This is a genomic window from Flavobacterium hauense, from assembly GCF_054457175.1.
In genome coordinates this window covers 169,718-189,497 of sequence record NZ_JBTKVX010000005.1, presented here as the reverse complement: position 1 = coordinate 189,497, position 19,780 = coordinate 169,718, and the positions used below count along the sequence as shown (strand labels likewise).

Below are 19,780 nucleotides of genomic sequence, written 5' to 3'. Positions count from 1 at the left end.
CCCATATTATGGCTTTTGAATTACCTAAACTTCCTTATGCATACGATGCGTTGGAACCACACATTGATGCCAGGACGATGGAAATACACCACACAAAGCATCATAATGCATATACTACCAACCTAAATGCAGCAATTGCAGGTACAGACCTTGAAGGAAAAACTATAGAGAACATCCTTATCAACCTTGATCTTTCGAATGCAGCGGTAAGAAATAATGGTGGTGGTTTTTACAACCATAACCTTTTCTGGACCATCCTTTCGCCAAAAGGCGGAGGCGAACCTACAGGAGAACTTGAAAGCGCTATCGAGGCTGCTTTTGGTTCGTTTGCAGAGTTCAAAGCTAAATTCGCTAAAGCTGCAACAACACAGTTTGGTTCTGGATGGGCATGGCTTTGTGTACAAAAAGGCGGAAAGCTTGACGTTTGTGCTACTCCAAATCAGGACAACCCGCTTATGCCGGAAGTAGGCTGCGGAGGAACTCCAATACTTGGACTTGACGTTTGGGAACACGCTTATTACCTGAACTACCAAAACAGAAGACCTGACTATATTGAGGCTTTCTTTAGCGTAGTAAACTGGGAAGAAGTTGCAAGACGCTATGCACTTGAAAAATAAGACTTACTGTTAAAGTATATAAGCGGGCATCATTTTTATGGTGCCCGTTTTATTTTTAGTGGTTTTGAAAGCTGCTAATTATTCAAACTTTAAATAAACGTTTCCAGACATACATAAATAAAAAAGGGAAAACATTGCTGTTTTCCCTTTTTTTGCCCCCAAAAATACCGTAAAAATTAATTTACTAATGCTATTTTCTATTGTAAACATAGGATGTTATCAAGACGCACACAAGTGTTTTAGACCAAGTGCACACAAAATCGATAAACTACCCGCAAAATCGATAAACTACATTTTTTAACATTTACATTTTAAATACTGAATATTAGCCTATTAGGATTCATATTAAATCGAAATGTCATAAAATAAGAAAGGGAAAACATTACTGTTTTCCCTTTCTCTGCCCCCAAAAATACCGTAAAAATTAATTTACTAATGCTATTTTCTGGAGCGAATATATAACGCTAGATAATTTCCCACAAAAATTTCCGACCAACGGCATTAAAACTCGTTGAGAGGTGTTTTAATAAGCTCTTGCGTCGTTTCCTTCATAGAAATTGATGAAAGCACGGTTCACAACACGGTTACCGCCCGGTGTAGGGTAGTCTCCTGTAAAGTACCAGTCACCTAAATTCTTAGGACAAGCTATGTGAAGGTTCTCTACACTCTGGAAGATGATCTTAACCTCTGCATTGATACCTTCTGAACTAAGCATTTCGGCGATCTTGTCAGATATCTCCTGATCGGTAAATGGTGCGTAGAACTCGGTTACGTGATTTACAACTTCAGTATCCGGCAGGTTCTCCTGTGCTTTACATTTTTTGTAAACATCATCTACTATATGAGACAAGCCTCTTTCTTTAAGCAGCTCTAACGCTGCCTGGAAAGCTACAAGCCCCTCAAGTTTTGCCATATCGATTCCGTAACAGTCAGGATACCTGATCTGTGGTGCAGACGATACTACCACAATACGCTTTGGCGAAAGCCTGTCCATCATCTTCAGGATACTCTTTTTAAGGGTTGTACCCCTAACAATAGAGTCATCAATGATAACAAGGTTATCCTGCGGCTTGATAACGCCATAGGTAACGTCGTATACGTGAGCCACTAAGTCGTCACGGCTGCTGTCTTCGGTAATGAAGGTACGCAGCTTAGCATCTTTAATAGCAATTTTCTCGGTACGTATCTTAACTTTAAGAAGTTCCTCAAGGGTTTCTTCTGTAAGTGTATTCCTGTGTTCAAGGATATGCTTATTCTTACGCTGGTTCAGGAAATCCTGAGCAGCCTCTACCATACCGTAAAATGACGTTTCGGCCGTATTTGGAATGAAAGAGAACACTGTGTTGTCAGTATCATCCTCAATAGCTTCAAGCACTTGTGGCAATACCAGTTTACCAAGGTTTTTACGCTCCTGATAGATCTCAGCATCACTACCTCTTGAAAAGTATATCCTTTCAAAAGAACATGCTTTTTTAGGCAATGCAGGTATGATTTCTTCTATCGACACCTTGCCGCTTTTCTTAACGATAAAGGCATGACCCGGGTCAAGTTCTTTAACCGCATCAAACGGAACGTTGAATACCGTTTGGATAACAGGCCTTTCAGATGCTACAACAGCAATCTCATCATCCTGGTAGTAATATGCGGGACGGATACCCGCCGGATCACGGAAAACAAAGCTGTCTCCATGACCTATAAGGCCTGCCATCGCATAACCGCCATCCCATTGTTTGGAAGCACGCTTCAATATTTTAGCAATATTCAGCCTTTCAGATATAATAGCCGAAGCCTCCTGTTTTGTAAAGCCTTCATTTTTGCAATCCTGGTAAAGATCAGCAACCTCACCATCAAGGAAATGGCCTATCTTTTCCATTACCGTTACGGTATCTGCAAGCTCTTTAGGATGTTGGCCAAGCTCTACAAGGCTATCAAAAAGCTGCTTAACATTGGTCATGTTAAAGTTACCGGCTACAATAAGGTTGCGGTGCATCCAGTTGTTTTGGCGAAGGAACGGGTGAACGCTCTCTATGCTGTTCTTACCAAAGGTTCCGTAACGCACGTGGCCTAAATATACCTCTCCTATATAAGGAAGATTTTCTTTTTGTGCCGCAACACTGTCGTTATACTCAGGGTGTGCCGTAAGCTCCTCATTGATCCTTTCGTTGATTTGCTTGAACACATCCTGTATAGGCTGCTGCTGGTTAGAGCGTACACGACTAATGTAACGCTGTCCCGGCTCTACATCCAACTTAATGCTTGCAAAACCCGCACCATCCTGTCCGCGGTTGTGCTGCTTTTCCATAAGCAGGTACATTTTCTGTATCCCGTAAAAAGCAGTCCCGTACTTCTCTTTATAGTATTCTAATGGCTTTAATAATCTTAACAGCGCAATACCGCATTCATGTTTTAAAGCGTCACTCATAATAGTGTGTTGTGTGTTTTTGTTGTATTTCCTATTAAAAAAAGCCCGCAATTGGGCTTAAGTTTTCTTTATTCTGTTTCCAGCGCAATGTCAAACTGCGTCAGCGACCTGAATTGTTGCAGGCGCTCGAGCACCTCCTCTTTTGTAAGGCTTATAATTCGTTCCGGCCCAAACTTCTCTACACAGAAAGAAGCCATGTTAGAACCGTATATGATCGCATTTTTCATGTTCTCGAAAGAAATGTTCTCGCTTTGTGCAATATAGCCTGCAAAACCTCCGGCAAAAGTATCGCCCGCCCCTGTTGGGTCAAACACCTCTTCAAGCGGAAGCGCAGGAGCAAAGAACACCTGTTTGTCGTTGAAAAGCAAAGCGCCATGCTCACCTTTTTTGATAACCACAAATTTCGGACCCATTTCCTGAATTTTGGCAGCAGCCTTAACCAGCGAATACTCACCTGTCAGCTGGCGTGCCTCTTCATCGTTTACTGTAATTACGTCAACGCGTTTTATAACCTCTTTAAGTTCAGGCAGTGCACAGTCCATCCAGAAGTTCATCGTGTCAAGCACAACAAGTTTTGGTTTAGCCGTAAGCTGATCCAGAACACTTATCTGGACCATTGGGTGCAGGTTACCCAGCATCACGACATCAGCATCTTTAAAGTCTTCAGGGACTTTAGGCTGAAAATCGCCAAGGGTATTCAGTTCTGTAACAAGGGTATCGCGTGAATTCAGGTCGTTATGGTAGCGTCCGCTCCAAAAGAAGGTTTTGCCGCCTTTAACCACCTCAAGGGCAGAAATATCAATATTTCTTTCAGTAAAAAGGTCAAGATATTCCTGAGGAAAATCATCTCCTACTACTGACACTACGGCCGATTTTACTTTAAAGAATGACGCTGAAAAACCTATATACATACCGGCGCCACCAAGTATTTTTCCGGTTTTGCCAAAAGGCGATTCTATGGCATCAAAAGCTACCGAGCCTACAATCAGTAATTTGTTCATAAAAGATAATGAAATTGAGGATGCAAAGATAATTTATATCTTCAATACATACAAGATTTTGATTATCAAATTAAATTATGGTTATATATAGGAAATCAATGGGTTACGGAGAGAGGTGAACTATATCGTTATTTTTACTTAAAGAGTATTTTGTATTGGAAAATTCTTCTAAAAACAGGTAAATCATTTTATCAATAAAAATCACACAATAGTCTTGTTAAAGAATTTGTTAAATTCTTATATTTACTTTAACCAACAATCAAACTTATGAGCAAATTTTTAACTGGGAAAGACCTGATAGAAGCTATAGATGAAATTATATGGGAAGCCGAAAAAACATTATTAATTGTATCCCCATTTATAAAATTAGATGATTATTTTAGAAAACTTTTTGAACATCAGCTACATAAACCCGGCTTACACATTATAATAGTTTTTGGAAAGAACGAAAACGAGGTTAAAAGAAGTTTAAATCAAAATGACTTTGATTATTTCAAAAAATTCCCAAACATCAGCATCATTTATACTAAAGACCTTCATGCAAAATACTATGGGAACGAACAAAAAGGTGTTGTTACCTCAATAAACTTATATGATCATTCTTTCAAGAACAACATTGAATTTGGCGTTTATACTGAACAAACACTTCTTACTCAACTTGGAAGTAACTTAGATGTGGATGCATGGGATGAATGCTTAAAAATCGCAAACAGCAATGATGTAGTATTCATAAGAAGACCTATCTACGAAAACAAAAAGTTCTTAGTTACTTTTGCGAAAAATTACACAAGTTCTGAAACCTTATTAGACTACACAGATCACTTCTACGGAACAAAAGGCAGATACCAATCAAAAAGACTAAAAGATTTTGAAGGTGAACTAGAACTAGGATTTGACAACACAAAAAGACCAAATCGTGAAGAAGTCAAAAAAGAAAAAGCTAAAGAGGAAAAACCAAATTATCGTTACAAAGAAAACACTCAACAACTGGGCTATTGCATAAGAACTGGCGAACAGATTAAATTTGACCCGCAACGTCCTTTTACGTATAATGCATGGCAATCTTGGAACAAGTATGCAGATATAGATTATAAAGAAAAATACTGCCATAAAACCGGAAAGCCGTCGTATGGTAAAACATCTATGAGAAATCCTATTCTAGTGAATTAAAGCAATTTCTGCCCTTCATCTTCATAATAAGCATCGACATTTAAGTGTGGTTGTGTCGATGCCATAACAGCCAACTGGTCACAGCGTTCGTTTTGCGGATGGTTGTTGTGGCCCTTTACCCATTTAAAGTCGACTTTATGCTGGCGGTATATTTTAAGGAAGCGTTTCCAAAGGTCGGGGTTCTTTTTGTCCTTATAGCCTTTTTTCTCCCAACCGAACACCCAGCCTTTAACCACTGAATCTATCACATATTTAGAATCACTTACCACCAGCACACTTGTATTAGGTGTTTTTAGCTTTTCGAGGCCAACGATTACCGCCAGTAATTCCATGCGGTTATTGGTCGTCAGGCGAAAGCCTTCATAGAATTCCTTTTTATAGCCGGTCCCTACCTGCTCCATGACCACGCCATAGCCTCCGGGACCCGGGTTTCCTTTGGCAGCGCCATCTGTATATATATGTACGGTGTGCATGTTTATTGGTGGATTTGGTTATTTGATTATTTGAAAGAAGAGGGCTAACGAATAACCCCATCAACAAATAACCGAATCAACTATTAAGTATTTCTTCTATCACCCTTGGAAAATGCTCATGCTCCAGCGAAAGTACTTTTAATGCTACTTCTTCGGGACTTATGCATTCTTCAACCGCTATGGCATGCTGATAGATGATATTACCTTCATCATAATTATCGTTTACATAATGGATCGTGATACCACTTTCTTTGTCCTTATTTTCCAAAACAGCACGATGAACGTGGATGCCATACATCCCTTTTCCTCCATATTTTGGCAGTAGTGCCGGATGAATATTGATCACCTTATGAGGGTAGGCCGCAATGATATCTGAAGGGAATTTTAGTAAAAACCCTGCCAAAATAATAAGATCAGGATTGATTTCGTTAACAATTTGAAGCACTTTTCCTTCATTTAGCTCATCTCGGGTGAACAAATGGGTGGGTACATTGAAGGTTTTTGCCTTCTCAATGACACCTGCATTTTGATTGTTTGTGAGCACTGCCGAGACCACAACTTGCTGCTTTCCGTCGAAATACTGCATGATCTGCTCTGCGTTAGAGCCCCCGCCAGAGGCAAAAAGGATGATTTTTTTCATTTTTTGGAAAGATTTTCAGGGTGTGTAAACAATTATAATATCCTGCAAAATAACGGCGTTTTAAGATATTTCTAAAATTAATTTTCTAATTTAGTGCGACATTTTTTAGCGAAGATGCGGTTTTAAAATAAAGTTTTTTATTTTTGCCATTCAATTTAAATTCTAAAATTAAAGATTATGTCAGACATTGCATCAAGAGTAAAAGCGATTATCGTAGACAAATTAGGTGTTGACGAAAACGAAGTTGTAACAGAAGCTAGCTTCACAAATGACCTGGGAGCAGATTCATTAGACACTGTTGAGCTTATAATGGAGTTTGAAAAAGAATTTGACATTCAGATTCCGGACGATCAGGCAGAAAACATTTCTACTGTTGGTCAGGCTATTTCTTACATCGAAGAGGCAAAAAAATAATAAATATTAAACATCCATGTAGTGCTTAATTACATGGATGTTATTATTTATTGGAAACTTAAGGCCAAAAACACACACGAAAATATGAGAACCTCTTAAAGACAGAGTGTTTTCATTAAAAAACATCTCAATGCCCATGTTTTCTTAAATTTTTATAGAGATGCATGGGTATTGTTCTTTAAATTTGAAACTATAAAATTGACCTTATGAAATTAAGAAGAGTTGTAGTAACAGGACTGGGTGCACTTACACCGATAGGAAATAACGTTGAGGAATACTGGAACGCACTTATTAATGGTGTGAGCGGAGCAGCCCCTATTACTTATTTTGACACGACTAACTTCAAGACTAAATTTGCCTGTGAGGTAAAAAATTTCAACGTTGAAGATTTTATAGACCGTAAAGAAGCAAGGAAAATGGACAAATATGCCCAATATGCCCTTGTTGCAACGGATGAAGCTATTAAAGATGCTAATTTTGACTTTGACGTTTTAGATAAAGACAGAGCCGGTGTTATCTGGGGATCTGGTATTGGCGGACTTGAAACTTTCCAGGAGGAAGTTATCAACTGGGCCAAAGGACCGGGCATCCCTAAATTCAACCCTTTCTTTATCCCTAAAATGATCGCTGACATCGCAGGAGGCCATATCTCTATAAAATATGGTTTCAGAGGACCAAACTTTACAACGGTTTCTGCCTGTGCATCGTCTACAAATGCATTGATCGACGCTTTCAATTACATTCGCCTGGGCCATGCCGATGTCATGATCACCGGAGGTAGTGAAGCTGCTGTAACCATTGCCGGAATGGGCGGGTTTAACGCAATGCATGCACTTTCAACACGAAATGACGACCCTAAGACCGCTTCAAGGCCTATGGACAAAGACCGTGAAGGCTTTGTACTTGGCGAGGGAGCCGGAGCACTTGTACTTGAAGAGTATGAGCACGCTATCGCAAGGGGTGCAACTATATACTGTGAAGTAGGCGGAGGCGGAATGAGCGCCGATGCTCACCACATTACTGCCCCACACCCGGAAGGGCTTGGCGCACGCAATGTAATGATAAACTGCCTTAGGGATGCAGGCCTTAAGCCTGAAGATGTAGACGGTGTAAACATGCACGGTACATCTACCCCGCTTGGCGATATTGCAGAATCTAAAGCTATTACCGAAGTTTTTGGCGAGCATGCTTACACGCTTAACCTGAACTCTACAAAATCTATGACAGGCCACCTACTTGGTGCTGCAGGTGCCATAGAAACAATAGCTTCTATTCTTTCTATTAAATACGGCATTGTACCTCCTACCATCAACCACTTTACGGATGATGAAAATATAGACCCTAAGCTTAACTTTACTTTCAACAAGGCTCAAAAAAGGGATATGAAAGTGGTTATGAGCAACACATTTGGGTTTGGCGGACACAACGCATGTGTATTGGTTAAAAAATTAGACCTGTAATAATACCACTATGGGTATCATTAAAAAAATATTCTCTAAAAATACCCGTCTTTCTCCGGAAGACGGGATTTTTTTTGATGAACTCCACAAAATACTGGGTTTCCAGCCGGTAGACCTTACACATTACCGCAAGGCATTTACCCACCGCTCCTCTAACAAGCAGGACGAAAATGGCCACCCCATCAATTACGAAAGACTTGAGTTTTTAGGCGATGCCATGCTGGGATCGGTTATTGCTGCACACCTTTTTAATGAAGTGCCAACAGGTGACGAGGGCTATCTTACCAAAATGCGTTCTAAAATCGTGAGCCGCGAGCACCTTAATGAGCTTGGCCGTGACCTTAACCTTATAAAATGGGTAGAAAGCAAAGTATCGGCACAGCATTTTGGCGAAAACATTCACGGTAATCTTTTTGAAGCATTTATTGGCGCCATATACCTTGACAGAGGTTTTAACTGGTGCGAGAAATTCATACACAAAAAAGTAATTGCTCCTTATGTAGACATTCCTAAGCTGGAAGGTAAAGTAATCAGCTACAAAAGCCTTGTTATCGAATGGTGCCAAAAGGAGAAAAAAACTTTTCAGTATGAGATCTATGAAGATAACGGCACCGAAGGACAAAAGCATTTTGCCGTTAAACTAAAGATTGATGGCAGGATAGTTGCACGTGCTCGGGCTACTTCAAAAAAGAAAGCAGAAGAGAAAGCATCTCAACGCGCATTTTTTGCATTTCAGGAAAAAATTAACAAAAAATAAGTCAACTTCTTAGTAAACTAAAACGTTTTCGTAAAGAAAATAGCATAAAGTTAATCAAACACCCCGCTTTTTCTTAACATTAAATTGTATATTTACAGGCTTATTTTTGAGTTTTACTATGGCTATTCACAGATTATTGATTGACGATTTTGTAACGGTCGATTATGGATTGATTGCCATACATTCTTCCCTTGAAGACCATAGGCTTGCCTATTTTATAAACAGGGAATTATCTATACTGCTTGAGAAAAGCCCAAACGACATATGGGTTACCATTAATGAAGGGGAAAGCTGTTTTTCGAGATTTATCTTTGAAGACCCCGGCAATGACAGTACCTGGAACCTGATCCAGAACAGGACAAGGATAACCAGCCTGCAGAGCAATACCACAACTTCTTTATTTGAAGACACCGACCTGCCTGTTGAGACAAGCGTTTTTTTAATGCCTGAACTCAAAACGGTAGACTTTGTGCTGAAAATTGAGCATATTCCTGCCTCTTTTGAGACAGATGATGTTGTAGAAAAACTACTGGCCATAAACCAGATTGCCACAGCCTATACTATTGACCACAAAAAACTGAAATCTAAGAACAATTTAATTTTTTAAAAAGAATGCCGACAAGAAAAAAAACTAAAATTGTAGCCACATTAGGACCTGCATGCAGTACAAGGGAAATACTGAAAGACATGATCGATGCAGGTGTAAACGTATTCAGGATTAACTTCTCGCATGCCGATTATACCGATGTTAAAGAACGCATAGACATGATCAGGAGCCTGAACGATGAGTTTGGCTACAGCACTTCTATATTAGCCGATTTACAAGGCCCTAAATTACGTGTTGGAATAATGAAAGAGGATGTTGTCGTAAACAGAGGTGACATCATCACGTTCCAGACAGCTGAAGACGTACCCGGTACTGCCGACAGGGTATATATGAATTACAAAGAATTCCCTAATGACGTAAACCCGGGCGAAAAGATTCTTCTTGACGACGGTAAACTTATGTTTGAAGTTCTTGAAACGAACCGCCGTGACGAGGTGAAGACCATCGTTATCCAGGGCGGCCCGCTAAAATCTAAAAAAGGTGTAAACCTTCCTAATACTAAAGTGTCGCTTCCGGCGCTTACGCAGAAAGACATCAGGGATGCTATTTTTGCATGCAAAGAAAAGGTTGACTGGATTGCGCTTTCGTTTGTGCGTACTCCAAAAGACCTTGAAGAGCTTCAGGACCTTATCGCTGAGCACTCTGCTCACAAAATTCCGATCATAGCAAAAATTGAGAAACCGGAAGGTGTTGAGAACATCGACAAGATCGTTGCTTTTTGTGACGGACTTATGGTTGCCCGTGGTGACCTTGGTGTTGAGATCCCTGCTCACGAAGTACCGCTTATCCAGAAAAAACTTATCAACCGTGCTAAAACAGCACGCATACCGGTAATCGTGGCTACACAGATGATGGAAACCATGATCACAAGCCTTACACCTACCCGTGCCGAAGTAAACGACGTTGCCAACTCTGTAATGGATGGTGCCGATGCCGTAATGCTTTCAGGCGAAACATCAGTAGGTAACTACCCGGTTCAGGTTATTGAGAAAATGACACAGATCATTGAAGCTGTTGAAGATTCTCCGCTTATCACTGTACCGCAAAACTCTCCGCAGGTAAGAACAAAACGTTTTATCACTAAAACAATTTGTTACCACGCTGCTGCTATGGCAAACGTTATCAAGGCTAAAGGTATCTGTACGCTTACCAATAGTGGCTATACTGCTTTCCAGATCTCTGCATGGAGGCCTAGCGCGCATATTTTGGTATTCACGTCTAACAAGACCATACTAACGCAATTGAACCTGTTATGGGGTGTTAATGCGTTTTACTACGATAAATTCTCAAGTACTGACGAAACCGTAGAAGACGTTAACCAGATCGCGAAAGAAAAAGGTTTTGTAGAGAAAGGTGATTTCCTTATCAACCTTGCTGCCATGCCGGTTATAGATAAAGGTATGGTTAATACCCTTAGGGTATCTGAAATAGAATAGTTTCTAATTTTTCATAGCGAGAAAGCCATCCCCAAAAAGGATGGCTTTTTTTATTTGGAGAAAAAGCAAAAAAAGGCTGCCTATTGGCAGCCGTTCAAATTGTTTTTATCCCCTATTCCGGTATGGCAACATCAATTTTCCCACCGGAAATACTAATACCGCCATCTACAGTCATCAGTTCTCCCGAAAAAGTTCCTGTAAGTTTACCTTCACTAAATACTATATTACTTACAAAAGGAAAATCTTCTGGCTGGTCAAAATAATTATAATATTCACTACCACTAACCGGATCATCACTTGAAATATCAGGAAACTGAAAAGCAACACCAAAAAGTTGGTAGATATTATTGTTGTTATAAAAATGAAGCTCCAACTTATATTTTGTCACCGTAAGTGCATTTTTATAATATATATATCCAATAATGCTCTTACCTATTATCTCATGATTAGTATTTTCAACATTAATAACAAGAATTTTATCAAATACAATTTCCTCATTATTATAGTTTAACGACAATGTATCTTTTTCGTTAATTGTTACATCATCATGATTGCAAGAGAAGAGAAACAACATTAGTAGTAATAGAGAATGTATTTTTTTCATAATTATTCTTGTGTTCGGCGCGGTTCTAATGTAAACCTTACTGCACCTGTCGAATATTGTTTAAATCTATATCTAGTTCCAAAAAGCCAAGTAGTACGCTGTCCTATAATAACATCTTCTCCAAAACTCACAATTTGATCACCAAGTTCGTCATTACCCTGCGTGTAGGTCCTAGTAATAGTTTGTGTATTACTCGCTTCACCACTAACACCGAATTTTATCCCTAATTTAACATCATCAAGACTAAAATTAGTTGCAATCTTAGCAGTATTACTTTCTTGAATCACAGTAGTTGTAGGAATATCTACTTCTTCAATTATAAATTTCCATTCAGCAGACTTATTTTGCAAATCCCATGTAATTACATGTTTATTAACATACATATACTTACAAGAAATATCTTCCAATGTATATGTAGTTTTACTCCACCATAAAAAATTTCTAACATGGCGTTGATAAGTCAACTCAAATAAATCATCTGGTCGAATTGGCAATATTCGTACAGTTTCGGCACCTGCACCTTGACTAGAATTTATTAAAATTTTAACTTTAAATTCATATTGATTATCAGTCCAATGATTCCAATCACCACTGCCAAGATCAGGATTCACATTAGGGTCGCCAATTTGGTCAGAAACTAAACTATACGCCGTCCATGGATCACCTTCCATACCAAAATCACCTATACTCTCTTTAAAATCAAAGGACATTGGGCCATCATGTGTATCGCCAGGGCCGTCTCCATCTATTCCATAATAGATGTAATCTCTCTCCCATCCATCTTTACCTTTATAAATACTATCTGCTTTTATTAATCTTTCATCAACTCTTTTGAAAGAACTATACATATATGATTTAGGTTTAACTTTAGCATCAAATTCATCGTCCATAAATTTCAATACTATGCCATTTTCCTGATAAGCGATATTCGTATTGATGTCATCGAAGTTAGGAGTATTAGTTCTACTGATTAATCTTTCATTATCTTTTACAACTAAAACTGGAAATCCCGGGATTTCAGCAGCTGGAATCACCTCTACTTCACCTGAATTCCAAACAATGGGCACGTCATTGGTTATGTCCAATCTAATTGCAACAGAAGGAACTTCACCGTTCACATCCCAAATTTCAGCAGAAAAAGATTCTTCAGGCAAGGTAGGGACTAATATAGTAAGTTCCGGATCATTTGTAATAATATCTTGAAGTTTTTGTTTACCTCCCTCGATATTATTCCCAACTAATTCAAAAACAGTTCCATTCTCTAAAGGCATATCCTTAATTAACACAAATAATACTTCAGTATCATTATTAAATTCCTTCAAAGCTTCTTCTTTAATAAGGGTTCTTAGCAAAACGCTTTGATTTAAACTTGACACCAAAGCTTTACTAAACATTTTTTTGTCAATATCTTTCTTATTAGTAAAGAACCTATCAAAATCCTTGCTCTTAGTGCTAACAACACTGTTATTTCTTTCTGAATCCATCTCTTTATCGCAAGAAATTAACGCTGTCATAGACAGAATTGCTAAACATAGCAGTCTTTTTTTCATTATAAATTGGTTTTATGGTTAACACAAACATATAGAAAAAATACTACAGAAAAATTCTACAAATTAATATTAACTTTTTTTTAACAGTCAACAAAGTTAATGAGAGACAAATTCTTACCATTTCTTAACAAAAATTTAGTTCGGTTACAACCGAACTAAACGAACTAAGTCGTATCTTTGCGCAAAATTTTGTAAATTAGATGTCAGATTTAGAAAAAGACCGTGAAGAATTAGTGGAGCTGTTTGGGGTTTTCTTTGAAAGCACACATCTCCTGCCGCCGCTTGGTGCACGCATTTTAGCAAATCTAATTGTTGACTCGCGTGGAAACCACATAACGTTTGATGAGCTCGTTGAACGCATGGGGGCAAGCAAAAGTTCAGTATCAACAAACCTTAACCTTTTGGTAAAACTGGGTAAGATAACATACTTTACCCTGCCGGGCGACCGAAAAAAATATTATAAACCCACACCTTTTAGCGACCGTTTTGACAATTATCTTAAAATGATTGCCTTAGAAAAAGTATTAGTTGAAAAAATGACTGCATACAGGGATAAATCTTTATGCCCAAAGTCAAAATCTGATATTGAAATGGTGAAGGTATACAAAGAGCACCTTCTCGAAATGGAAAGACTGATACTTAAAAGTGTAAACGACTTTAAAGAGATAGAAAAAAACAATCCAATATAATATCATCAATAAAACGAACATTTAATCCAAGTCCACAAAATGAAAAACAGATCATTTCTAGGCGCTATTGCCGCCTTATTTATACTTGCCTCATGCGGCAAGAAAGAAGAGCAGGCCCCACCAATGGGCCCTATGCCTTTTCCGGTTCAGACAGTTGGAAAACAGGATGCAACCATATTTGAAGAATATACAGCCAACCTTGAAGGACAGCAGAATGTTGAGATTCGCCCGAAAGTGAATGGCTTTATCCAGAAAATATATGTTGATGAAGGCCAGGTAGTGCGCAAGGGCCAATTACTATTTAAAATAGAAACACAAACCCTTAACGAAGATGCTGCTGCTGCCAAAGCCAATGTTACCGCTGCTCAGGTAGAGGTAGACAGGCTAAAACCTCTTGTTGACCGCAAGATCATTTCCAGCGTTCAGCTGGAAACCGCAAAAGCAAAACTGGCACAGGCCAAAGCTTCATACAGTGCTGTTGCTGCTAACATCAATTACGGTACAATAACATCTCCGGTAGACGGTGTTATCGGCAGCCTTCCGTACAAAGAAGGAACTTTGGCTACAGCCAACAGCGAAATGCCGCTTACTACAGTATCTGACACTAAAGTGATGCGTGCTTACTTCTCTATGAACGAAAAGCAGATGATCAGCTTTAGTCGTGAGTTTAAAGGTGCTACGCTTCAGGAAAAACTGAAGAATACACCGGCAGTAACTCTTTTACTTGCTGATGGCAGCGAATATGAAGAAAAAGGAAAACTGGTTACCGTTACAGGCCTTGTAAATGCTGTTACAGGCACAAGCCAGTTCAGGGCAGAATTCAACAATCCACAGGCTATATTAAGAAGCGGTGCACACGGTTTGGTTCGCCTTCCGATTAATATTAAGAGCGCGCTTATAGTTCCGCAGAATGCAGTTTTTGACATGCAGGGAAAACAGATGATCTATGTGGTAAACAAAGACAATACTGTAAAATCGAAGATCATTACGGTAAAAACCACTTCAGGCACCAACTTTATTGTTGACGGCGGCCTTGAAGCAGGTGAAGTTATCGTGGTTGAAGGCGCAGGTAAACTTAAAGACGGCATGGCTATCATCCCTCAGCCTAAAAAAGAAGAAGTTGCAGCTCCTACACAAGATAGCGTAAGCTCCCAAAAAACAACTACAACAACTGTTGCAAAAAAATAAACACAAATGCTAAAGACTTTTATAGAAAGGCCGGTACTGAGTACCGTAATTTCGATATTGATAACCATATTGGGGGTACTGGGGCTAATGTCGCTTCCGGTAGAGCAATACCCAGAGATTGCCCCTCCTACCGTTCAGGTTACGGCCACCTATACCGGTGCCAATGCTGAAACGGTACTAAACAGTGTTGTGGTTCCGCTTGAGGAAGAGATCAACGGTGTAGAAGGCATGACATATATGACCTCGAGTGCTGCCAATGATGGTACCGCTAAAATAAGCGTGTTCTTCGAACTTGGCGTTAACCCGGATATTGCCGCGGTAAACGTACAGAACAGGGTGGCACGTGCAACCAGCAAACTGCCTCAGGCGGTAATTCAGACAGGGGTTACTACCCTTAAGAGCCAGACCAGTGCGCTAATGTTCGTTTCGCTTTTCAGCAACAACAAAGAATATGACGGTACGTATGTACAAAACTTTGCCAAGATCAACCTTGTACCAAGGCTTCAGCGTGTAAAAGGTGTAGGCCAGGTAAACGTATTCGGTGCAAAAGATTACTCAATGCGTATATGGATAGATCCTGAAAAAATGGCTACCTACGGGCTTGCGCCAAAAGATATTCAGGCTGCACTACAGGAACAGAATGTAGAGGCTGCACCGGGTAAATTTGGTGAAAACTCAGGAGGCATATACGAATATGTAATAAAATATAAAGGCCGCCTTTCTCAGGTAGAAGACTATGAGAATATCGTAGTAAAAGCCATTGGCGGCGGAAACTTCCTTCACCTTAAAGATGTTGCTAAGATCGAGCTTGGCGCCTTTAACTATGGCTCTAACAACTACGGTATGGGCAACGAGGGTGTTGCGATAGGTATCTTTCAGGCATCGGGCTCCAATGCTAACGATATTATTGAACAGACAATGGCTATCCTTGAGGAAAGCAAAGCGAGTTTCCCTGAAGGTATAGACTATGTTGTACCTTTCAATACCAAGACCTTCCTTGATGCATCCATCCATAAAGTAATATCTACCCTTGTAGAAGCCTTTATATTGGTATTTATCGTGGTATTCCTTTTCCTTCAGGATGTGCGTTCAACACTTGTACCTGCCATTGCGGTACCGGTAGCCATCATTGGTACGTTCTTCTTCCTGCAGGTATTCGGATTCTCGATCAATCTACTTACCCTGTTCGCACTGGTACTGGCCATCGGTATCGTTGTGGATGATGCCATCGTGGTTGTAGAAGCCGTTCACGCCAAGCTCGACGAAGGAGAGAAAGACCCTAAGCAGGCAACCTTATCAGCGATGAGCGAGATTACAGGAGCAATCGTATCGATTACCCTTGTAATGGCCGCGGTGTTTATTCCGGTATCGTTCCTTAGCGGGCCATCAGGAGTATTCTACCAGCAGTTTGCCATTACGCTTGCCGTAGCGATCTTAATTTCGGCAGTAAATGCATTAACGCTGAGCCCTGCCCTTTGTGCCCTATTGCTAAAACCACACGAAGAAGGCCACGAACACAAAAAGAAAAACCTGAAAGAGCGTTTCTTTACTGCATTCAATGCCGGATTCGACTCTATGAATAATAAGTATGTGAAATCGTTAGGTTTCCTTGCCAAAAAGAAATGGATAACGGCCGTTATCCTGATATTCTTCTGTGGTGTTACCTATTTCCTTTTCTCTACTACACCTGCCGGATTTATCCCTAACGAAGACAGGGGTATCATCATGGCCGATATTACTATGCCTCCGGGAACTACACTTGAGAAAACCGATGCAGCCGTAAAACAGCTTGACTCGGTACTTAAAAGCATGCCACTTGTAGAGGCAAGGATGAACATTGTTGGCTTCTCACTTCTAAATGGTATCAACGGTGCTTCGTATGCCTTTACGGTTATCAAACTGAAAGACTGGAAAGAGCGTAAAGAGGCTAACCAAAGCGTAGATGCAATTGTAGGTGAGCTATTTGGACGTACTGCAGGATTCAAGGATGCAAAACTATTGTTCTTTACACCTCCAAGTGTACAGGGATTTGGTACTGCCGATGGTTTTGAATTCAAAATACAGGATAAAGGTGATGACGACTGGGCAACAGTGAGCAAAGTGAGCAATGAGTTCCTTGGCGAACTGATGAAGCGTCCTGAGATACAATATGCCATGACTAACTTTAACCCGGGCTTCCCACAATATCAAATGGATATTAACGTGGAGAGGGCTAAAGATGCAGGAGTATCGGTAAGTGATATTTTCAATACAATGCAAGGTTACTATGGTGGTTTGTACACAACCGACTTTAACCGATTTGGTAAGCAGTTCCGTGTAATGATACAGGCACAGCCGGGCGAACGTGCAGATGAGAAATCTATAGACAAGATCTATGTGCGTAACGCCAATAACCAAATGGTAGCCATAAGCCAGTTTATTGATTTTAAAAAGATATATGGCCCTGAAGCCGTAGCGCGTTTCAACATGCTTAAAGCTGTAAACGTGAATGGTAAGGCGAAACCGGGCTACAGCTCGGGAGATGCGATTAAAGCCATTCAGGAAGTTGCGGCACAGCACTTACCAAAAACATACAGCTATGAATTCTCGGGTATGACCCGTGAGGAGATCATTGCCGGAAGTCAGGCAGCAGGCGTATTCTTATTGAGCTTGATATTTGTTTACTTCCTGCTTAGTGCACAGTATGAAAGTTACATCGTACCATTGGCCGTATTGCTTTCGCTTCCTGTGGGTATTGCGGGAGCCATTGGTTTCGTTAAGCTTGCCGGGCTGGAGAACAATATCTACTTCCAGGTAGCGCTGATCATGCTTATTGGACTCCTCGCCAAGAATGCCATCCTTATTGTGGAGTTTGCCATACAGCGAAGGCGACACGGCATGAGCCTGATAGAATCGGCCAAAGAAGGCGCGAAAGCACGTTTACGACCTATCCTTATGACCTCGTTTGCCTTTGTATTCGGACTTCTTCCATTGGCTCTTGCCAGCGGTGTAGGTGCGGTAGGTAACCGTTCGATAGGTATGGGTGCCGTAGGCGGGATGCTTGTAGGTACTGTATTTGGGGTATTTGTTATCCCGATACTGTTTGTAATATTCCAGGGGCTTCAGGAAAAGATATCATCTAAACCTGTTGCAGTAATCAATAACCCTGACACTAACGAAGCTTAGAATCATGAAATTTGTAAAGACAACATATAGAATAGCAGCACTGGCAGTAGCCGGGATACTCCTTCAGGGATGTTTTGCTGCCAAAGAATATAAAAGGCCTGATATTAAAGCCGAAAACCTGTACAGGACAGAAATCGTATCTCAGGATACGGTTTCTATGGCTGACATATCCTGGGAAAAGATGTTTACCGATCCTATTTTACAAGGCTATATAAAACAAGGGCTACAGAACAACTTTGAGCTTAGGATCGCAATACAGAATATTGTAGCTGCCGAAGCCAATGTTAAGCAGGGCAAAGCAGGCTATCTGCCTACCTTTAGCCTAGGTGCTGACTGGACGCACATAGAGCAGAGCAAGAACAGCCAGATTGGCCGTATTGTTAGCCAGACCGGTGGCTCTACAAATCTTGACCAATACCAGCTGACGGGCAATTTTGCTTGGGAAGCCGATATATGGGGCAAAATACGTAGCAATAAACGTGCTTTTTCTGCATCATATATGCAAACAGTAGCAGCGAACCAGCTTGTAAAAACACAGGTAATAACAGCCATCGCATCCAATTACTATCAATTACAATCGCTTGATGCCCAATTAAAAATAGCTGAAGCAACCCTTGTTAACCGAATTGAAAGCGTTGAAGCCATAATTGCACTTAAAGATGCCGGAAGCGTAAATGAAGTAGGTGTTAAACAGACCGAAGCACAACGCTATGAAACGGAAATCATCATAGAAGACCTTAAGAACACTATAGTTTTAGTAGAAAATTCACTGAACATTTTGTTAGGCGAACCGGGAAAAAAACTGTCCCGAAGTATTTTAACCGACCAGTACCTTAACCCTGCTATACAGGTAGGCGTTTCTGCACAGTTGCTTAGAAACCGACCTGATGTTGTTGCAGCAGAGTATGGTTTTATAAACGCATTTGAACTTACGAATGTGGCACGAAGCAATTTCTATCCGCAATTCAGGATTACAGCTACAGGCGGTTTACAGAGTATTGAGCTTAAAGACTGGATAAACACCAACTCGCTTTTTGCCAATATCGTTACCGGACTTACCCAGCCACTTCTTAACGGCAGGCAGATACGCACACGTTACGAAGTAGCCAAAGCACAGAACGAGCAGGCTTTGGTGCGCTTTGAGCAGTCGTTGCTAACAGCCAGTAAAGAAGTAAGTGATGCGCTGGCCAACTATAACAACGAAACCAAAAAAATTACCATCAGGCAAAAACAGGTAGATGCGCTTATTCTGGCAGCAGATTATTCAGACGAACTTTTGCAATATGGTATGGTAAATTATATTGAAGTGCTCGTTGCAAAATCTACTGCACTAAGCAGTGAGCTTAGCCTTGTAGAGACAAGATACCGTCAGCAACTCGCCATAATAAACTTATATAAAGCCCTTGGCGGAGGATGGCGCTAACCCATAATTTGGATTTTTCCAGATTATTTTAGATTAATTGTTTGTTTTATGTTTGCTCCCCGTTACTCCACTAAGTAACGGGGAGTTTCTTTTTAGGCAAGGTAGGGTAATAACAATTTAAGTTGTTTAGCAATTGTGTGGAACTTCTTTCTGTAAAAGCCGCC

At 40.3% G+C, this 19,780-nt stretch carries 17 protein-coding genes; 11 read left to right on the top strand and 6 right to left on the bottom strand.

Annotated features, from left to right (window positions below; translation table 11 throughout):
* Window positions 1–8 precede the first annotated feature (8 nt).
* Window positions 9–617, top strand: coding sequence for a superoxide dismutase (locus tag ACX0HA_RS05130; RefSeq protein ID WP_458844194.1), 609 nt, complete (start codon window positions 9–11; stop codon window positions 615–617).
* A 523-nt stretch (window positions 618–1,140) separates the two neighbouring features.
* Here ACX0HA_RS05130 and ACX0HA_RS05125 read toward each other — a convergent pair.
* Window positions 1,141–3,039, bottom strand: a complete 1,899-nt coding sequence (locus tag ACX0HA_RS05125) for an amidophosphoribosyltransferase (RefSeq protein WP_458844193.1) — start codon at window positions 3,037–3,039, stop codon at window positions 1,141–1,143.
* A gap of 68 nt (window positions 3,040–3,107) precedes the next feature.
* The gene (locus tag ACX0HA_RS05120) at window positions 3,108–4,040 is read right to left on the bottom strand and encodes a PfkB family carbohydrate kinase (RefSeq protein ID WP_458844192.1); all 933 of its coding nucleotides are present in this window, start codon (window positions 4,038–4,040) and stop codon (window positions 3,108–3,110) included.
* A gap of 267 nt (window positions 4,041–4,307) precedes the next feature.
* On the opposite strand from ACX0HA_RS05120, the gene ACX0HA_RS05115 reads away from it, so the two are divergent.
* Window positions 4,308–5,210 carry a phospholipase D family protein gene (locus tag ACX0HA_RS05115; RefSeq protein WP_458844191.1) on the top strand — a complete coding sequence of 301 codons (903 nt, stop codon included), beginning with the start codon at window positions 4,308–4,310 and terminating at the stop codon, window positions 5,208–5,210.
* Here ACX0HA_RS05115 and rnhA read toward each other — a convergent pair.
* Window positions 5,207–5,683, bottom strand: a complete 477-nt coding sequence (rnhA, locus tag ACX0HA_RS05110) for a ribonuclease HI (RefSeq protein ID WP_458844190.1) — start codon at window positions 5,681–5,683, stop codon at window positions 5,207–5,209. The two genes, ACX0HA_RS05115 and rnhA, sit on opposite strands and share 4 nt — an antisense overlap.
* A gap of 76 nt (window positions 5,684–5,759) precedes the next feature.
* Entirely contained in the window at window positions 5,760–6,323 is a 564-nt protein-coding gene (gene purN, locus ACX0HA_RS05105) for a phosphoribosylglycinamide formyltransferase (RefSeq protein WP_458844189.1), read from the bottom strand.
* Between the two features lie 177 nt (window positions 6,324–6,500).
* On the opposite strand from purN, the gene ACX0HA_RS05100 reads away from it, so the two are divergent.
* The 5 genes from ACX0HA_RS05100 to pyk all read left to right on the top strand — a co-directional run bounded on the left by ACX0HA_RS05100 (window position 6,501) and on the right by pyk (window position 10,997).
* Entirely contained in the window at window positions 6,501–6,737 is a 237-nt protein-coding gene (locus ACX0HA_RS05100; protein ID WP_019037482.1) for an acyl carrier protein, read from the top strand.
* A gap of 206 nt (window positions 6,738–6,943) precedes the next feature.
* Window positions 6,944–8,197: a beta-ketoacyl-ACP synthase II gene (gene fabF / locus ACX0HA_RS05095; protein ID WP_458844188.1), complete on the top strand. Its 1,254-nt coding sequence runs from the start codon at window positions 6,944–6,946 to the stop codon at window positions 8,195–8,197.
* Between the two features lie 10 nt (window positions 8,198–8,207).
* Complete coding sequence (gene rnc / locus ACX0HA_RS05090) at window positions 8,208–8,954, top strand: ribonuclease III (protein ID WP_458844187.1); 747 nt, start codon at window positions 8,208–8,210, stop codon at window positions 8,952–8,954.
* 118 nt (window positions 8,955–9,072) lie between these two features.
* On the top strand, window positions 9,073–9,561 hold the full coding sequence (locus tag ACX0HA_RS05085; RefSeq protein WP_458844186.1) for an IPExxxVDY family protein: 489 nt from the start codon (window positions 9,073–9,075) through the stop codon (window positions 9,559–9,561).
* Between the two features lie 5 nt (window positions 9,562–9,566).
* Window positions 9,567–10,997 (top strand): pyruvate kinase, encoded by a 1,431-nt coding sequence (gene pyk / locus ACX0HA_RS05080; RefSeq protein WP_458844185.1) that lies wholly within the window; start codon window positions 9,567–9,569, stop codon window positions 10,995–10,997.
* Between the two features lie 112 nt (window positions 10,998–11,109).
* Here the strand turns inward: pyk and ACX0HA_RS05075 are convergent, their stop codons facing one another.
* Together ACX0HA_RS05075 and ACX0HA_RS05070 are read right to left on the bottom strand one after the other, a co-directional pair.
* On the bottom strand, window positions 11,110–11,601 hold the full coding sequence (locus tag ACX0HA_RS05075; protein ID WP_458844184.1) for a hypothetical protein: 492 nt from the start codon (window positions 11,599–11,601) through the stop codon (window positions 11,110–11,112).
* 2 nt (window positions 11,602–11,603) lie between these two features.
* On the bottom strand, window positions 11,604–13,151 hold the full coding sequence (locus ACX0HA_RS05070; RefSeq protein WP_458844183.1) for a hypothetical protein: 1,548 nt from the start codon (window positions 13,149–13,151) through the stop codon (window positions 11,604–11,606).
* A 200-nt stretch (window positions 13,152–13,351) separates the two neighbouring features.
* On the opposite strand from ACX0HA_RS05070, the gene ACX0HA_RS05065 reads away from it, so the two are divergent.
* The 4 genes from ACX0HA_RS05065 to ACX0HA_RS05050 are packed head-to-tail and all read left to right on the top strand — an operon-like array spanning window position 13,352 to window position 19,616.
* Window positions 13,352–13,840: a GbsR/MarR family transcriptional regulator gene (locus tag ACX0HA_RS05065; RefSeq protein ID WP_458844182.1), complete on the top strand. Its 489-nt coding sequence runs from the start codon at window positions 13,352–13,354 to the stop codon at window positions 13,838–13,840.
* A gap of 39 nt (window positions 13,841–13,879) precedes the next feature.
* Window positions 13,880–15,028, top strand: coding sequence for an efflux RND transporter periplasmic adaptor subunit (locus tag ACX0HA_RS05060; RefSeq protein WP_458844181.1), 1,149 nt, complete (start codon window positions 13,880–13,882; stop codon window positions 15,026–15,028).
* Window positions 15,029–15,034: 6 nt separating this feature from the next.
* The gene (locus ACX0HA_RS05055) at window positions 15,035–18,193 is read left to right on the top strand and encodes an efflux RND transporter permease subunit (RefSeq protein ID WP_458844180.1); all 3,159 of its coding nucleotides are present in this window, start codon (window positions 15,035–15,037) and stop codon (window positions 18,191–18,193) included.
* A 4-nt stretch (window positions 18,194–18,197) separates the two neighbouring features.
* On the top strand, window positions 18,198–19,616 hold the full coding sequence (locus tag ACX0HA_RS05050) for a TolC family protein (protein ID WP_458844179.1): 1,419 nt from the start codon (window positions 18,198–18,200) through the stop codon (window positions 19,614–19,616).
* The last annotated feature ends 164 nt before the right edge of the window (window positions 19,617–19,780 follow it).